This window comes from Sphingomonas sp. BLCC-B65, from assembly GCF_028550675.1.
Classification (GTDB): Bacteria; Actinomycetota; Actinomycetes; order Actinomycetales; family Microbacteriaceae; genus Microbacterium.
The window spans coordinates 2,661,047-2,676,935 of sequence record NZ_JAQQGL010000001.1 but is presented as its reverse complement, the minus strand read 5'-3'; the positions used below and the strand labels follow the sequence as shown (position 1 = coordinate 2,676,935).

Below are 15,889 nucleotides of genomic sequence, written 5' to 3'. Positions count from 1 at the left end.
GAGCTCTTCGCCGATGAGAGGTGAGTTCGCCTCGGCGCCGTGAGCCGCGTGTCAGACGCGCCCGGCGCCGACCGTCGACCTCGCTTCACGGATGCCGCCAGGGCATCCGCTCCTACGACCTCACGAAAGGCATGCTCATGCACGCACTCACCGAAGCGCAGATCCGCGCATCGCTCATCAACGTCACCCAGTCCGAGCGCCGCAGCCTCACCCTCCCGAACGGCGTCTCCGACACACCCTGGGACGCGCTGCAGTTCTACGGCGCACGCGACCGCAAGCTCGCGCTGGTGGGCTACGTCGTCGTCGAACTCGACGGGGAACCGACCGGGCTGTTGCTGCGACAGGCCGACGCTCGACCGAAGAATCGCGCGCAGTGCTCGTGGTGCAACGACATCCATCTGCCCAACGACGTGCTGCTGTTCACGGCCAAGCGCGTCGGCGACGCCGGACGGCGCGGTGACACGGTCGGCACGCTCGCCTGCGACCGCTTCCAATGCAATGAGAACGTGCGACGCCGCCCCGCGTCGGCATACATCGGGTTCGACGTCGATGCCGCGCGCGCGACGCGCATCGCCGCGTTGCGCGAGAACGTCGAGGCCTTCGTGCGCAGCGTCCGCGACGGCCGTTGACCCATTCAGCGGAATGGATATCGGAAGCGTAGCGTTGTCGCCATCATGCAACGTTTCGGAACTCTCTCGTTCGGCCACTACGGCCCGCTCGGCGGCGGTCGCGAGCTGACCGCCGGCGACATGCTGCACCAGGCGATCGATCTCGCGCAGGGCATGGACGATCTCGGTGTCAACGGTGTCGCGGTGCGGGTGCACCACTTCGCCCGCCAGCAAGCCGCCCCGATGCCGCTGCTGGCGGCGATGGCCGCGAAAACGAAGCGGATCGAGGTCGGCACCGGCGTCATCGACATGCGCTACGAGAACCCGCTGTACCTCGCCGAGGAGGCGGCCGCGGTCGACCTCATCTCCGACGGTCGGCTGGCTCTCGGCGTCAGCCGTGGGTCACCCGAGACGGTCGTGCGCGGCTACGAGAAGTTCGGCTACACGGCATCCGACCCGCGCGGCGCCGACCTCGCACGCGAGCACATGGACCTGTTCCTGCGCGCGATCGACGGCGAGGGCCTGGCCGAGCGCGACGCCAACTCGCCTTTCGGCGGCGGTCACGGACTGCAGCGCATCGAGCCGCACGCGCCGGGTCTGCGCTCGCGCGTCTGGTGGGGCGCGGGCTCGCGCGACACGGCCGAGTGGGCGGGACGCACGGGACTGAACCTGATGTCCTCGACCCTCGTCACCGAGGCCGACGGGCGCCCGTTCGACATCCTGCAGGCCGAGCAGATCGATCGTTTCCGCGCCGCCTGGGCGCAGGCGGGCCACGCCGGCACGCCGCGGGTCTCGGTGAGCCGATCGGTGTTCCCGATCACGACCGCCGAGGACGAGCTGTACTTCGGCCACAGTCAGGAGGGCGACGGCATCGGCTACATCGACGGCTTCCGTTCGACGTTCGGCAAGACGTATGCCGCCGCCCCCGACGTGCTCGTCGAGCAGCTGCTCCAGGACGCCGCGGTCATGTCCGCCGACACCTTGATGCTCACCATCCCCAGCCAGTTGGGCGTGGAGTTCAACCTCCGCATCGTCGAGTCGTTCGCGACGCACGTCGCGCCCGCCCTCGGCTGGCAGTCCACCCTCGCGTCGGCCTGACCCGTCGCTCGCGGGGGTTTCGCACGCGCAGATTCGGAGATGCGCACCGGATGCGGACCGTGGATGCCGCGGCATCCGCATCCGGTGCGCAGATCCGAATCCGATGCGCGCGGGGCGAGCGCCGGGGCGACCTTGCGCGGAGGCTGACGATGACCGACGCTGGTCGTCATGAGCCGTGTGCGCCTGGACCTGAACATCTCCCTCGACGGATTCGCGACGACGACCGATCAGACCCCGGAGAACCCTTTCGGTGACGATTGGGGGCGCCTGACCCGCGACTACACCGCGACGCGAACGTTCCGGGAGCGCGTGCTGCACGACGACACGGGCGCGGGGACCACCGGCGTCGACGACGAGTATGCGCAGCGCTACTTCGCCGACCTCGGCGCCGAGATCATGGGCGCGGGCATGTTCGGCCTGCACGACCACGGCGACGACCCCGACTGGCGGGGATGGTGGGGGGACGAGCCGCCGTTCCGCGTGCCCGTGTTCGTGCTCACCCACACGCCGCGGCCGTCCATCGAGATGGCCAACGGCACGAGCTTCCGCTTCATCGATGCGTCAGCCGAGGATGCCCTCGCCCAGGCGCGCGCCGTCGCCGCCGGGGGTGACATCCGTATCGGCGGGGGCGCCAGGACGGCGCGCTCCTTCCTCGATGCCGGCCTGGTCGACGAGCTGCACGTCGCTGTCGTGCCCATCATCCTGGGGCGCGGCATCCGCCTCTGGGACGACCTGCGCGGCCTGGAGAACGGGTACGAGGTGCGCGCCGAGGCAGCCGAAAGCGGCGTGACCCACCTCACGTTCCGCCGCTGAGGCATCGGGAAGGCAGCCGCGGATGCGCCGGGCGATCACCGTCATCGCACTGCTCGCGATCATGGCGAGCCTCACCGCGTGCGCCGGCTCTCGGTTCGACCCGCCTGCGCTCTCCACGGCCGGCGTCAGCGCCCCCGGAAGCTCGGAGCATCGCCTCACCGTCGGCGGCCACGACCGGTCGTATCGGCTGTACGTGCCCGCTCACCTCTCCGCGCCGGCGGCACTCGTCGTGATGCTGCACGGTGGCTACGGGTCGGCGCAGCAGGCCGAGGCGTCGTACGGGTGGGACCGGATCGCCGACGAGCACGGCGTCGTCATCCTCTACCCGGACGGCGATGGCCGGGCCTGGAACGCAGGTGGGGGATGCTGCGGGCGGCCCGCCCGCGACGGCACCGACGACGTGGCGTTCATCGCTGCGGCCGTCACCGACGTGCAGAAGCGGGTTTCGATCGATACCGGGGCCGTCTTCGGCGCCGGCATGTCCAACGGCGCAATGATGGCCTACCGACTCGCGTGCCAGACGACGCTGTTCGCCGCGATCGGCCCCGTGTCGGGAACGATGCCGGTCGGGCTGGAATGCGCGGCTCCCGCCCCGATCTCGGTGATCGCCGTTCACGGCGTGGACGACACCCGTGTGCTCTACGAGGGCGGTGCGTCCACCGTCGGCACCGCCCGGATCGACGCCACCGCACAGCAGGATGTGCACACGCTCTGGGCGCGCGCGGCGTCGTGCGACGAGGACGTCACCACCTCGGCACCGCCGCTGAGCACCGAGACGGCGGCCTGCCCCGATTCCCGCGCGGTGCAGCTGGTCAGCATCGCCGGGTACGGCCACGAATGGCCCTCGCCCGACGGCGGATCCACGCCGCAGGGCGAGCAGGTGTACCGCGGATGGGACGCCACCGCGCAGCTGTGGTCGTTCTTCGACGCGCACCGGCGAGCGGCATCCGGCTGAGCGGGCAGGACGATGAAGGCGACCGTCGCATCCCCCCAGACCGACGATCGCCTTCATCGTGTCGCTGTCCGGCTTCGGGCGCCGGATCGCGTAGTCACGACGCTACGTCCCCGAGCCGCGCACGCCCAGCGAATACAGCCAATCTTGCGCTGACCTCCACATTCGAGTGAATGGAACGCTTCGGACGGGCGTGCCGACCACTCGGAACGCATGGATCTTGCGCAAATCTTGAGGAAGTCAGTCTTGACAAGAAGTCAACAGCTCGCTAAAGCTTGGTGCCGACCGAGAGGCCGAGGACGGGATAGAGCACGGTGAATCCCTCGACCAGGCCGAGCTTCAACGCGTCTCCCGTGTGCCCGACCCCCGGGATGTCGTACCGGGTGACGGTCATCCCCGCCTTTCGCGCGGCCTCCGCCACGGTGTCGGCATGCGCCATATAGGCAGGGTCGGCCGATCCCGCCGTGAACACCGCGGTCATCCCGGCATACGTCCCGGCCGGAGCAGCCGCCAGGATGTTGACGGGCTTGGAAGCCTCGAACGCCGCGCCGCTGCCGCCGTACACGGTCTTGGTGATGTTGGCGACCTGCTCTGATCCCGGAAAGGGCTCCCCCGAGATGTCGAGGATGTTCTTCCACATCGTCGGATAGTCGGCCCCGAACGAGATCGCACACCCTCCTCCGTTGGAATATCCGGCGATGGTCCAGAAGGCGGGGTCGTCGATGATGTGCAGGTGCGTCTTGGCCCATGCGACGACGTCCTGCGTCACATAGGTGCGCGCCCGACCGAGCGCCGCGGAATCGGCGCACGCAGTGTCGGCGTTGGCGGATCCGACCTGGTCGGCGACGATCACGATCGGCGCCAGGCCGTGATTGCGCGCAGCGAACTCGTCGAGCACGTCACTGATCGCGGTCGGGTCGGGGTTTCCGGGATGGCCCATCATCATGATGACCAACGGGAGGGCCGGGGCGTTGGCGACGAGCGCCGCCGGGGGAAGATAGAGACCCGCGGGGCGCGCCGCGAACCCGGATGCCGTCGCAGGGATGATCTGGGTGCCGCGCGACCCCTTGGCCGGCATCCCGGCAGGCGGCACGAAGGATTGAGCCAGCGGAACGGTCGGAACCCCGGAGGTCGGCCCGACATCGGGCAGATCGAGCCGGTCGTAGCCTGATACGCCGAACAGCGTCGCCAAGGTGGGGTTCAGGCCGAAGCCGGCGTTGATGCCGATCGTCGCGGCGAGCAGGAACGCCACCACGGCGAGGGCGGAAACGATCCGCCGCCACCACCGCGCGCCGACCATCGCGGCGAGGGCCCCTCCCGAGGCGGCCAGGGCGCCGGCGGCCCACTGCACGACGAAGACCGGCAGAGGCGCCGTCCCGAACAGCTGCATCCGGTCGACGATGTGCACGAGCGCCACGCCGAGCCCGGCCCCGACGATCGCGCCGCCCGCGGCCCACAGGATGCTGCGCCTGTTCCAGCGGCGCACGAGCACGACCAGGAGGAACGCTCCCGCGATCGTGTAGACGATGATCGGGACAGCGCCATCGATGATCGGCAACTGCCAGATCTGCATGCACCGACTCTAGGGCGACACACCTTGGCCATCGCTGAGCGCCGCGGGAGAGATCTCCCCGACTCGTCGCCGGCGGCTGCGCCTGTGCAGCGCGCCGAGACCCGCGAGCAGCGCGATCAGCGCGAACGTGACGAGCGCCGGAAGCGACTGCGCGTCGGAGCCCGTGCTCGCCAGCGCGGATGCGTTCACCGTGATCTCCGTCCAGCCGAGTACTGCTCCGGCGGCATCGGTCACGACCAGGCGGTGGACACCCGCCGACGCCGTCAGCGGCAGGGCCGCCGACACCGTGTGCGCCGCCGTGACGGTCGCCGCACCGAGGTGGACGGGGGTCGAGAACATCCAGATGTCCACCGTCTGGCCGGGCAGCGCCGCCGGAACGGTGATCGTGACCGTCTGGCCGGGCAGCGCGGATGCCGGACCACTCAGCCCGCCCCGGTTCGCGCCGGTCAGCGCGGATGCGGCGGGAGGGACGGGCGTCGTCGCGCCGGCGGTCGGGGCGAGGGTCGGCGACGGCAGCGGCGTGGGCGCGGATGTCGGTGTGACGGTCGGGGTCGGCTGCGGTGTCGGCTGCGGTGTGGGCGTGGAAGAGCCGGCGGTGCAGGCGATCGTGCCGCTGCGCAGCGAGAAGCCGTCGGTACGCGCATCGTCGGCGTAGAAGGTCTCCGCGACGCCGTCGACGCAGGTGTCACCGATGGCGAACCCTTCGTTCGCGACGTTCGCGGTCTGCGCCGGGCGTGCGTACAGATGCGTCTGGCGGAATGTGCCGCCCGCCGTGCCGGCAGACGGCGGGGTGATCTCGAAGGTCGCGATGCGGCCGTCGCACGCGTCGTCGCAGACGATCCAGAGGCGATCGCCGGAAAACTGCACCTCCGCGACGATCGGGAACGGCGAGGGGATCGTCGCGATGCGTGAGAATCCGCCGTCGGCGGCCAGGGCATAGGCATAGACCGCCGCCGTCCCCTCGACGCCGACGAAGAACAGACCGTCACCGTGGCCGGGGTAGCGCGTCGGGACGTACGCGGCGCCCGTGGTCGCATCGACGAACCCGCGAGCGGTCAGCCATGCGTCCGAAATCCAGGTCAGACCCTCGATGCCCGCGTTGGCTCCGAGCCCCGGCAGATCGGCGGCGAGGTTCCACTCGGCCGTCGCGACGAGCTCGCTCGCCGACGTCGAGGGCTGATAGCGCAGCACCGCGGGGCGGCTGACCTTGTTGTTGTCGTTGTCGCGTTCGCTGCCCACATACACGGCGTCGCCGACCACGGTGACCGCCTCGGCATCCACCCGTCCCGACCCGTTCGGGTAGTGCAGCGCCTTGCCGTCGGCCCAGCCGGCGGCCTGCACCCACCCATCGCCCTGCGGGACGATGCGGTGAAGCCGGCCGCGGCCGTTCTCCACGGCCCACAGTGCGCCGTCCGCGACATCGAGCCCGCTGAGGTTCGCGTCGGGGTACTCGTTCTTGGCATCGAGCACCCGCACGCTCGCACCGCCCGGCCACACCTCGGCGGTGGGTGCATCTGCGGTGCAGGCGTTCACAGAGCCCGGGGTGGATTCCACGGTCTCGCCGAACGAGCCCGTGGCGTCGGGGCAGCGCCCCCAGGTGGTGGCGGCGTGTGCGGTCCACGATGTCGCATCGAGTTCGGTGACACCGTCGCTGTCGAAGAGGTGGACCGCGTCGGCCCCGCCCAGACCGAAACCGAACGCCGCCTTCTCGAGGACGAGGTGGCCCTTGGCCGCAATCGTCGTGCCCGCCGGGATCGTGTAGCGGTTCTTCGTGATCTCGGAGTCGGTGACGACCAGGCCCGCGACCGAGATCTCGGCGTTGGAGCGGTTGACGAGCTCGATCCAGTCATCGGGGCTGCCGCCGTTGGACTCGACCTCGTTGATCGCCACGGGCACACCGCACGCGTTGGCCGCCCCCTTGGTCGCCGCGGCCGTCTCCCGCAGCTCGCCGGTGCCGTCGGGGCAGCGACCGAGCGTCGTCGCAGCGTGAGCCGCCCATGCCGCCTCGGCGACGAGCGTCGTGCGATCCGGCGCGAACAGGCGCACCTTGTCGGCACTGCCGAGCCCGAACGGGAACCCGGGGGCGGAGCCGACGCTCTTCTGCACGACCAGGAAGCCCCGCGCGGGCAGGATCGAGCCCGACGGCAGGTCATAGCGGTGGTCCGAGGCGTCGCCGTCATCGCGCACCTCGTAGCCGGTGAGGTCGATCGCGGCGTTCGTCGTGTTGAAGAGCTCGAACCAGTCGTCGGGGTCACCGCCGTTGGACTCGACCTCGTTCACGACCACGGCGCCGGACGGCGGCACCGCGCTCGTCGGCGAGGGGGTCGGGGTGGGAGTCGGGGTCGCCGCGCCGCAGGCATTGGACGCGCCCCGCGTCGCCGTCGTGGTCTGCGAGAACCCACCGACGCCGTCCGGGCACCGGCCGTAGGTCACCGTCGCGTGAGCCGTCCACGTGTACGAGTCGACGAGTGTTGTGCCATCGGGACGGAACAGACGTGCCGCATCTGCTTTGCCGAGTCCGAACGACATCGCCGGGGCGGTGAACACGTAGAAGGCGCCGGGCGCGAGCGTGGTTCCCGCCGGAACCGCATCGGTGCGGCTGTCGTCGTCGTCCTTGAGGATCCAGCCGGAGATGTCCACCGGTGCGCTCGAGGTGTTGACCAGTTCGATCCAGTCGGGGTTCTTGCCGTCGTCGGACTCGATCTCGTTGATCACGACCCCCGCGGGCGTCGGCACGGCGGCAGCGGGGAGGGCGACGGCGATGCCCGCTGACAGACAGGCGAGTCCGGCGGTCAGCAGCGCGATCAGGCGCAGACGCGAAGACGAGGAGGACAAGTCGGCTCCAGACTCGAGACGAACGCTCGATGAGAGGGTCGGCGGGGCCGCCGCGACGGCGACTCTGCCGACGTTTGCGGGTGCGGGAGAACGCCGCATCGACGGCAGGTGAACGGATGCCGACGCCCGCGTTTCCACCCATCGGACCGCCTTCCGCCCCGCCGGAAGAAACCCCCCGCAGATCGGGGGTGGCGCACACGAGCGACACCGTGAATAATGTGAGGTATGACCACAGGTCGCCCGGTTGGGTACAGCGCCATTTCCAGCTATTCACGTGTCGAGATCCTGCACCTCGTCCAGGAGCAGCCGCGTCGCACGATCACCGAGATCGTCGAGGCGACGGGCCTGCACCCGAACACCGTGCGCGAGCATCTGCAGCGCCTGATCGACGAGGGCTACGTCGTGTCGGCGGCGGAGCACCGCACCACTCGCGGCCGCCCCCGAGTCCTCTACAGTGCGGCCGACGGCGTCCTCGCCTCCAGCCCCATCCAGCGCCGCAAGGTGCGCGCCGCCGCAGAGCGGGGCGATCTGATGCGTCGCGTGCTGCCGGGGGCCGCCCCCGAGCTGGACACCGAAGCCCTCCACCAGGTCGACGCCCTCGTGGAAGACCTGATCGACGCCGGCTTCGATCCCCTCGTCGATGAGCGCGAGCTCACGGTCGACCTCACCCCCTGCGCACACGCGTCTTCGCAGGCCGAGCATCGCGAAGTGCTCTGCCGCGTGCACCTGGGGCTCATGCAGAGCGTGCTCAGCGCCGCCGGTGGGCCGCTCGCCGTCGACGACATGCGCCCCTCGTGCGACCCGCGCGAGTGCGTCGTCCAGCTGATGTTCGCCGGCGCCACGGCCTGATCAGAACGCCTTTCTTTTTCACGGCCCAGGGCGCCTGCGGCTGGGAAATCCCTGTGTAGCTTCAGTCTCGAAGAAGACTCCCGCCCTCGGAAGGATGACGATGGACTTCCTGGACCCGCTACTGCTGGCACGCTGGCAGTTCGGCCTCACGACCCTGTACCACTTCATCTTCGTGCCGCTCACGCTCGGCATGTCGCTGTTCGTCGCCATCTTCCAGACGGTGTGGCACCGCACCGGTGACGTGAAGTGGCTGCACCTGACGCGCTTCTTCGGGAAGATCTTCCTGATCAACTTCGCGATGGGCATCGTCACCGGCATCGTGCAGGAGTTCCAGTTCGGCATGAACTGGTCGAGCTACTCCCGCTTCGTCGGCGACGTCTTCGGAGCCCCGCTCGCCTTCGAGGGCCTCATGGCCTTCTTCTTCGAGGCCACGTTCATCGGTCTGTGGATCTTCGGGTGGAACAAGCTCCCCCGGCGCATCCACCTGCTCACCATCTGGATGACGGTCGTCGGCACCTGGTTGTCGGCGTACTTCATCCTCGCGGCCAATGCCTTCATGCAGAACCCGAAGGGCTACCAGATGTCGGCCGCGGGTCACCGCGCCGAAATGGCCGACTTCTGGCAGGTGCTGACCAACCCGGTCGCACTGACGCAGTTTCCGCACACCATCTCCGCGGCGATCATGTTCTCCGCCGGTGTCGTGATCGCGGCATCCGCCTGGCACCTCGCCCGCAAGCAGAACATCGAGATGCTGCGCCCGGCGCTGAAGTTCGGCCTCTGGGCGATGATCATCGGTTTCGTCGCGGTGTTCCTGTCCGGCGACCAGCTGGGACTCGTGATGGTCCAGACGCAGCCGATGAAGATGGCCGCCGCCGAGGCGATGTTCAACTCGGCCTGCGGGGCCAATGCCTCCTTCTCGATCTTCTCGATCGGCACCCCTGACGGCACCGGTGAAGTGTGGTCGCTGCGCGTTCCGTACGTGCTCGCATTCCTGTCGACCCACGACTTCAACGGCTGCGTCGAGGGCATCAACGACCTCAACCAGCTGTACACGACGCAGATGTTCCCGCAGTTCGCCGATCAGGTCGGCGGCAACTTCGCGCCCGTCCTGTGGGTCACCTACTGGGCCTTCCGCTGGATGATGGGCTTCGGCCTGCTGTCCACCGCGATCGCGGCCGCGGGCCTCTGGGTCACCCGCAAGAACGCGAAGCGCCCGGTCGCCGGCTGGATGTGGCGGCTCGCCGTCTGGCAGGCGCCGCTGGCCCTGCTCGGCATCCTCGTCGGCTGGATCTTCACCGAGATGGGACGTCAGCCCTGGATCGTGTTCGGTCTCATGCTCACGCAGGACGGCGTCTCGCCGAACGTGCCCGGCTGGACCGTCCTGATCTCGCTGATCGCCTTCACCGCGATCTACGCGATCCTCGCGGTCGTCGAGTTCGGCCTCATCGTCAAGACGGTCAAGGAGGGTCCGCAGCCCCTGCCCGGACCCGATGACCCCGACCCGTCCGATGTCCCGGTCGATCAGACCCCGTCCACGGTGTACTAGGAGCTGACATGGACCTCGCCTACCTCTGGTTCTTCATCGTCGGAGTGCTGTTCGTCGGCTACTTCGTGCTCGACGGCTTCGACTTCGGTGTCGGCATGTCGCTGCCCTTCCTCGGCAAGGACGAGGTGTCGCGACGCCAGGTGATCAACACGATCGGACCGATCTGGGACCTCAACGAGACCTGGGTCATCGTCGCGGGCGCCTGCCTGTTCGCGGCCTTCCCGGAGTGGTACGCCACGCTGTTCAGCGGCTTCTATCTCCCCCTGCTGCTCATCCTGCTCGCGCTGATCGCGCGCGGCGTCTCGTTCGAGTACCGCCACCAGCGCGACGACCTGCGATGGAAGCGCCGTTTCGACTGGATGATCACGATCGGCTCCGCGGTGCCCGCGCTGCTGTGGGGCGTCGCGGTCGCGAACATCGTGCAGGGCGTGCCGATCGACGCCGACAAGAACTTCACCGGCTCGCTCCTCACGCTGCTGAACCCCTACGGGCTCTGGGTCGGCGTGACGACACTGCTGCTGTTCTTCCTGCACGGCGTCTACTTCGTGGGCCTGAAGACCGACGGTCAGGTGCACCACGACGCGCAGGCGCTCGGCAAGAAGCTCGCGATCCCGACCGTGATCTTCGCGGCCGGAACCGTGGTCTGGACGATCTTCCTCGCCGCCGGTCGCGGCGCCCCGCTGCTGTGGGCGGTCATCGCGTGCGGCGTGATCGCGGCCGTCGCGCTGCTCCTGTCGGTGTGGTTCAACATGGCCGACCGGGACGGCAAGGCCTTCGCGGCCGGAGCGGTCACGATCGTGTTCGCCGTGCTCACCCTGTGGCTGGCTCTGTTCCCCTACGTCATGCCGTCGACGACCGATGACGCCTTCAGCCTGACCATCTCGAATGCGTCCAGCACGCCGATGACGCTGCAGATCATGTCGTGGGCCGCGCTCATCTTCCTGCCGCTCGTGCTCGCCTACCAGGCGTGGACGTACTGGATCTTCCGCAAGCGGATCACCCGCACGACGATCGAGAAGGCGGAGCTGACCGCAGCCCACTGAGTGCGCTGCACCGGCCCCGGCGCTCACCCCACGGGTGAGGACCGGGGCCGGTGTCCGTTTATGAGGCAGGATCGAAGAATGGCAACCGAAGCCGACCAGGGCCGAACGCGGGTGCGGCCCGTCGACCCGCGACTGGTGCGCTACGCGTCGGCATCACGGGCGTTCTTCGCCGCGATCGCGGTGATCGGCGTGCTGCAGACCGCGGTCGTCGTCGCGTTCGCGTGGCTGCTGACGCACGCGATCACGCGCGCGATCGACGGGATGCCGTGGGCCGAGCTGACCGCACTGCTGACCGCGCTGGCCGCCGTCATCGTCGCCCGTGCGCTGCTGCTCTGGGCGCGCGAAGCCCTCTCGGCGCGCGCCGCCGCGCGCGTGCAGGCGCAGCTGCGCGCGCAGCTCGTGGATGCCGTCGGCATCCTGGGTCCGGGATGGCTCGCCGGACGCAACTCCGCCCAGCTCGCCGTGACCGCGGGGCGCGGTCTCGAAGCGCTGGACGCGTACTTCGGCCGCTACCTGCCGCAGCTCGTGCTCACCGTCATCGCGACGCCGGTGCTGGTGGCCGTGATGTGGTGGCAGGACTGGATCTCCGGGCTGACGGTACTGCTCACCCTCCCCCTGATCCCGTTGTTCATGGTGCTGATCGGCCTCGCGACGCGAACGGTGCAGCAGAAGCAGTGGCGCACTCTGGGGCGTCTGGCCGCCCGCTTCGCCGATACGGTCCAGGGCCTGTCGACACTCAAGGTCTTCGGGCGTCAGCACCGCGCCGTCCGGTCCATCGAGAAGGTCACCGAGACATACCGGGTCGAGACGATGCGGGTGCTGCGCGTGTCGTTCCTGTCGGGATTCGCGCTCGAACTGCTGGCGTCGATCTCGGTGGCGATCGTGGCCGTGTCGATCGGCTTCCGGCTGGTAGACGGGTCGCTGGCGCTGGCCGTCGGCCTGTTCGTGCTGCTGCTGGCGCCTGAGGCCTACCTTCCGCTTCGCCAGGTGGGCGTGCAGTTCCATGCCGCGGCAGAGGGCGTCGCGGCGACCGAGGACGTCTTCGCGGTGCTCGATGAGGCGCGCGCCGCCGGATCGGCGCACGCACGGCGCGGAGTCGCGGCATCCGGTCCGGCCCGCCTCGTGCTGCGCGGCCTGAGGGTGCGGCGGGGCGATCTCGTGCTGCCGCCGGTCGACCTCGTGGCCGAGCCCGGCACCGTGACACTGATCGAGGGCCCGAGCGGCGCCGGCAAGTCCAGCGTGTTCGCCGCGTTGCGCGGCGCGGTGGCCTTCGACGGCGACGCACGACTGAACGACACGCCCGTCGACACCCTCTCCCCCGCGACGTGGCTCGCCTGGGCGGGCCAGCACCCGGGCCTGGTCGGCGGCACGATCGCCGAGAACGTCGCGCTCGGCGACGACGAGACGGATGCCGCGTCACGCCGCGATCTGGTGCGGCGTGCCCTCGCCGTCGCACAGGCCGACGCCCTCGATCCGGATCAGGAACTCGGCGTCCAGGGCGCCGGCGTGTCGGGCGGGCAGGCCCAGCGGCTGGCGGTGGCGCGCGCCGTGTTCCGCCACCTCCGCGGCCGTGCGCCGGTCATCGCCCTCGACGAGCCGAGTTCGGCGCTGGATGCCGCGACCGAGGCGGCCCTGTGGCACGGCATCCGCGGGCTCGCCGACGACGGCGCCACGGTGCTTCTGATCTCGCACCGACGCAGCGCGCGCGAGATCGCCGACCGCGTCGTGACGCTGTCGGCGACGCGGGCGGAGGTCGGCGCATGACCACCACGACGGACGTACTGCGCCGGGCGATGCCGTCGTTGCGACGATTCTGGCCGGGCGCCGCAGCGGGCTTCCTCTCGGAGGCCTCGGCGGTCGCGCTGCTCGCCTGCAGCGCGTGGCTGATCGTCCGCGCCAGTGAGCAGCCTCCGGTGATGTACCTGTCGGCAGCCGTCGTGGGCGTGCGCGCCTTCGCACTCAGTCGGGCCGCCTTCCGCTACACGGAGCGACTCGCGAGCCACGATGCGGCCCTGCGCCAGCTCGCGGTGACCCGCACCGATCTGGTGCGCCGGCTCATTCCGCTCGCCCCGGACGGGCTGACCCGCACCCGGCGCGGCTCGGTGCTCGGAGCGCTCGTCGACGATGTGGACGAGCTGCAGAACCTGCCGCTGCGCGTCGTGCTGCCTCTCGTATCGTCGGCGGCGGCGGCCCTCGGCGCCGTCGTGCTCGTCGGCATCGTCTGGTGGCCCGCGGCGCTCACGCTCCTCGCCTGCCTCGTCGTGGCGGCCATCGTGGCGGTCGGCTGGGGATGGGTGGCCGGCTCCCGCGCGGAGCGTTCCATCGCGCCTTTGCGCGCCGGTCTCGCCGACGCCGTGCTCGATCACCTCGCAAGCCTGGACGTCCTCGCCGCGTACGGCGCCGACGATCAGAGCGCGCGGCGCATCGCCGCGGCGGACGATGCCCTGCGGCGGGCGGTGACCCGCCGCGCCGGGGCGCAGGCGGGCTCCACCGCCGTCGTGTCAGTACTGGCCGGCGCGGCCTCCGTCGTCGCCGTCCTGGCCTCCGTTCCGGCACTCGGCGACGGCACGATCACCGCCCCCGCCTTCGCCGTGGCCGTGCTCGTGCCGATGGCCGTGTTCGAGGTCTTCACCGCGGTTCCGGCCGCGGCGTCATCATGGCGACAGGTACGCGCCGCGGCCACCCGGATCGCCGAAGCCCTGCCGGGCGAGACTCCGGCGGGCATCCCGCCCGAGGTCGCTCACGATGACGATGGTCACGCACGCGAAGCCGTCGCGCTCGGCGATGGCCTCGTCCTGCAGGGCGTCGCGGCGCGCTGGCCGGGAGCGGCTGAGGACGCCCTGCAGGCGGTGGATCTGACGGTCGCCCCGGGCGAGCGGATCCTGGTCGTGGGCTCCAGCGGCGCCGGCAAGACCACGGCGGCGCACGTCCTCGTGCGCTTCTTGGAGACGAGCGCCGGCCGGTACACGATCGGCGGGGTCGATGTGCACGACCTCGACCCCGACACCGTCCGCGAGACGGTGGGTCTGTGCGAACAGCAGCCCATGCTCTTCGACGAGGACATCCGGCAGAACCTCCTGTTCGCCCGCGACACGGCGACGGATGCCGAGCTGGAGGCGGTGCTGCACCGCGTGGGCCTCGGTGACTGGCTGAGCGCGCGCGGCGGCCTGGACGCGCGGGTCGGCGAACGCGGGGCGCTCGTGTCGGGCGGGCAGGCCCAGCGCATCGCGCTGGCCCGGGCTCTGCTGCACGGCTTCCCCGTGCTCGTGCTCGATGAGCCGACCGCCGGTGTCGACGTCGACGCGTCCGACGCACTGCTGGCCGACCTGCTCGGGGCAGTCGGTCCGGATCGTGCCGTCGTGCTGATCTCGCACGTGGACGTTCCCGCCGGCCTCGTCGACCGCACGGTGCGGCTGACCGGCGGGCGCATCGAAGACTGAGTTCAGCCGCCGATCGCGTTCATCCCGCGCACCGGCTGCAGGAACGACGGGTCATCGATCGCATGTCCCGGAAGCTTGCCGGCGATGCACTCGTGCAACAGCGCGTCGATCGCGACATCGTCGGCGCCCGCACGCAGCAGCGGCATGAGGTCGTACTCGTCGTTGGAGAACAGGCAGTTGCGCAGCTGCCCGTCGGCGGTGAGCCGCAGGCGGTCGCAGGCGCCGCAGAACGGCGCCGTCACCGAGGCGATCACGCCGACCGAGGCCGGCCCGCCGTCGAGCAGGAAGCGCTCCGCGGGTGCGCCGCCGCGGCCGGGGACGGGCTCGAGGTGCCACCGGGTCGAAAGCGCTGCCAGGATCTCCTCGCGGGTCACCATGCGTGTGCGGTCCCACGTGTGCCCGGCATCCAGCGGCATCTGCTCGATGAAGCGCATCTCGGCGCCGTGATCGAGCGCGAAGGCGACGAGGTCGACGAGTTCGTCGTCGTTGATGCCGCGCATCGCGACCGCGTTGAGCTTGAGGGGGCGCAGTCCCGACGCGGATGCCGCGGCGATGCCTGCCACGACCTCGTCGAGGCGGTCGCGGCGGGTGAGGTCGCGGAAGCGGTCGCGGTCGAGGGTGTCGATCGAGATGTTGAGGCGGCGCAGACCGACGTCGACGAGATCGGGCAGTACGTCGCCGAGACGGATGCCGTTCGTCGTCAGGGCAATGTCGACCGGCCCGTCGGGGCCTTCGACCGCGGCGAGCCGCCGCACAACCTCGACGATGTCGGCGCGCAGCAGCGGCTCGCCTCCCGTGAGTCGGAACGTGGAGATCCCGGATGCCGCGGCGATGCGCGCGACGCGCACGATCTCGTCCGTGGAGAGGATGCTCGTGCGCGCGAGCCATTCGTTGCCCTGCTCGGGCATGCAGTACGTGCAGCGCAGGGAGCAGCGATCGGTCAGCGAGATCCGCACATCGCGGTGCACGCGGCCGAAACGGTCGACGAGCGGCGCGCCGGGGGCCGTCGGCAGCGCTGACGTGGCGCGTCCCGTGCGCAGGGTCAGCGGGACGGCGGGCATGGTCCGAGGCTACCCGGCGAATGGAGGGGGAAGGCCGAATGGCGGATTTCGCCCGCCGAGCAGACGGATCG

General features: G+C 70.2%; 12 protein-coding genes. 9 read left to right on the top strand and 3 right to left on the bottom strand.

Annotated elements, in window-relative coordinates; genetic code table 11:
* Nucleotides 1–137 precede the first annotated feature (137 nt).
* From PP359_RS12615 to PP359_RS12600, 4 genes are all read left to right on the top strand, one after another.
* Complete coding sequence (locus PP359_RS12615) at nt 138–629, top strand: FBP domain-containing protein (protein ID WP_499250737.1); 492 nt, start codon at nt 138–140, stop codon at nt 627–629.
* Nucleotides 630–674: 45 nt separating this feature from the next.
* Entirely contained in the window at nt 675–1,706 is a 1,032-nt protein-coding gene (locus tag PP359_RS12610) for an LLM class flavin-dependent oxidoreductase (protein ID WP_135949454.1), read from the top strand.
* Between the two features lie 168 nt (nt 1,707–1,874).
* Entirely contained in the window at nt 1,875–2,519 is a 645-nt protein-coding gene (locus PP359_RS12605; RefSeq protein WP_294944627.1) for a dihydrofolate reductase family protein, read from the top strand.
* A 22-nt stretch (nt 2,520–2,541) separates the two neighbouring features.
* Entirely contained in the window at nt 2,542–3,474 is a 933-nt protein-coding gene (locus PP359_RS12600; RefSeq protein ID WP_499250736.1) for an extracellular catalytic domain type 1 short-chain-length polyhydroxyalkanoate depolymerase, read from the top strand.
* Between the two features lie 265 nt (nt 3,475–3,739).
* Here PP359_RS12600 and PP359_RS12595 read toward each other — a convergent pair whose 3' ends face one another.
* Nucleotides 3,740–5,044 carry an alpha/beta hydrolase gene (locus PP359_RS12595; RefSeq protein WP_112930862.1) on the bottom strand — a complete coding sequence of 435 codons (1,305 nt, stop codon included), beginning with the start codon at nt 5,042–5,044 and terminating at the stop codon, nt 3,740–3,742.
* Between the two features lie 9 nt (nt 5,045–5,053).
* Nucleotides 5,054–7,879, bottom strand: coding sequence for a lamin tail domain-containing protein (locus tag PP359_RS12590; RefSeq protein WP_499250735.1), 2,826 nt, complete (start codon nt 7,877–7,879; stop codon nt 5,054–5,056).
* A 225-nt stretch (nt 7,880–8,104) separates the two neighbouring features.
* Between PP359_RS12590 and PP359_RS12585 the strand changes: the two genes are divergently transcribed.
* The 5 genes from PP359_RS12585 to cydC all read left to right on the top strand — a co-directional run bounded on the left by PP359_RS12585 (nt 8,105) and on the right by cydC (nt 14,757).
* Nucleotides 8,105–8,728 (top strand): helix-turn-helix transcriptional regulator, encoded by a 624-nt coding sequence (locus PP359_RS12585; RefSeq protein WP_378795206.1) that lies wholly within the window; start codon nt 8,105–8,107, stop codon nt 8,726–8,728.
* 100 nt (nt 8,729–8,828) lie between these two features.
* A complete protein-coding gene (locus tag PP359_RS12580) occupies nt 8,829–10,274 on the top strand; it encodes a cytochrome ubiquinol oxidase subunit I (RefSeq protein ID WP_039411509.1) in 1,446 nt (481 codons plus the stop codon).
* 8 nt (nt 10,275–10,282) lie between these two features.
* On the top strand, nt 10,283–11,317 hold the full coding sequence (gene cydB, locus PP359_RS12575) for a cytochrome d ubiquinol oxidase subunit II (protein WP_135949457.1): 1,035 nt from the start codon (nt 10,283–10,285) through the stop codon (nt 11,315–11,317).
* A gap of 78 nt (nt 11,318–11,395) precedes the next feature.
* The gene (cydD, locus tag PP359_RS12570) at nt 11,396–13,081 is read left to right on the top strand and encodes a thiol reductant ABC exporter subunit CydD (protein ID WP_499250734.1); all 1,686 of its coding nucleotides are present in this window, start codon (nt 11,396–11,398) and stop codon (nt 13,079–13,081) included.
* Nucleotides 13,078–14,757: a thiol reductant ABC exporter subunit CydC gene (gene cydC / locus PP359_RS12565; RefSeq protein WP_499250733.1), complete on the top strand. Its 1,680-nt coding sequence runs from the start codon at nt 13,078–13,080 to the stop codon at nt 14,755–14,757. The genes cydD and cydC overlap by 4 nt, the downstream gene beginning before the upstream one ends.
* A gap of 2 nt (nt 14,758–14,759) precedes the next feature.
* Here the strand turns inward: cydC and moaA are convergent, their stop codons facing one another.
* Nucleotides 14,760–15,818: a GTP 3',8-cyclase MoaA gene (gene moaA / locus PP359_RS12560; protein WP_499250732.1), complete on the bottom strand. Its 1,059-nt coding sequence runs from the start codon at nt 15,816–15,818 to the stop codon at nt 14,760–14,762.
* Nucleotides 15,819–15,889: the final 71 nt, after the last annotated feature.

Excerpts from the sequence above, each read along its gene's own strand:
- PP359_RS12615 (WP_499250737.1), top strand. The coding sequence starts at position 138 with ATGCACGCACTCACCGAAGCGCAGATCCGCGCATCGCTCATCAACGTC.
- PP359_RS12610 (WP_135949454.1), top strand. The coding sequence starts at position 675 with ATGCAACGTTTCGGAACTCTCTCGTTCGGCCACTACGGCCCGCTCGGC.
- PP359_RS12605 (WP_294944627.1), top strand. The coding sequence starts at position 1,875 with ATGAGCCGTGTGCGCCTGGACCTGAACATCTCCCTCGACGGATTCGCG.
- PP359_RS12600 (WP_499250736.1), top strand. The coding sequence starts at position 2,542 with ATGCGCCGGGCGATCACCGTCATCGCACTGCTCGCGATCATGGCGAGC.
- PP359_RS12595 (WP_112930862.1), bottom strand. The coding sequence starts at position 5,044 with ATGCAGATCTGGCAGTTGCCGATCATCGATGGCGCTGTCCCGATCATC.
- PP359_RS12585 (WP_378795206.1), top strand. The coding sequence starts at position 8,105 with ATGACCACAGGTCGCCCGGTTGGGTACAGCGCCATTTCCAGCTATTCA.
- PP359_RS12580 (WP_039411509.1), top strand. The coding sequence starts at position 8,829 with ATGGACTTCCTGGACCCGCTACTGCTGGCACGCTGGCAGTTCGGCCTC.
- cydB (WP_135949457.1), top strand. The coding sequence starts at position 10,283 with ATGGACCTCGCCTACCTCTGGTTCTTCATCGTCGGAGTGCTGTTCGTC.
- cydD (WP_499250734.1), top strand. The coding sequence starts at position 11,396 with ATGGCAACCGAAGCCGACCAGGGCCGAACGCGGGTGCGGCCCGTCGAC.
- cydC (WP_499250733.1), top strand. The coding sequence starts at position 13,078 with ATGACCACCACGACGGACGTACTGCGCCGGGCGATGCCGTCGTTGCGA.
- moaA (WP_499250732.1), bottom strand. The coding sequence starts at position 15,818 with ATGCCCGCCGTCCCGCTGACCCTGCGCACGGGACGCGCCACGTCAGCG.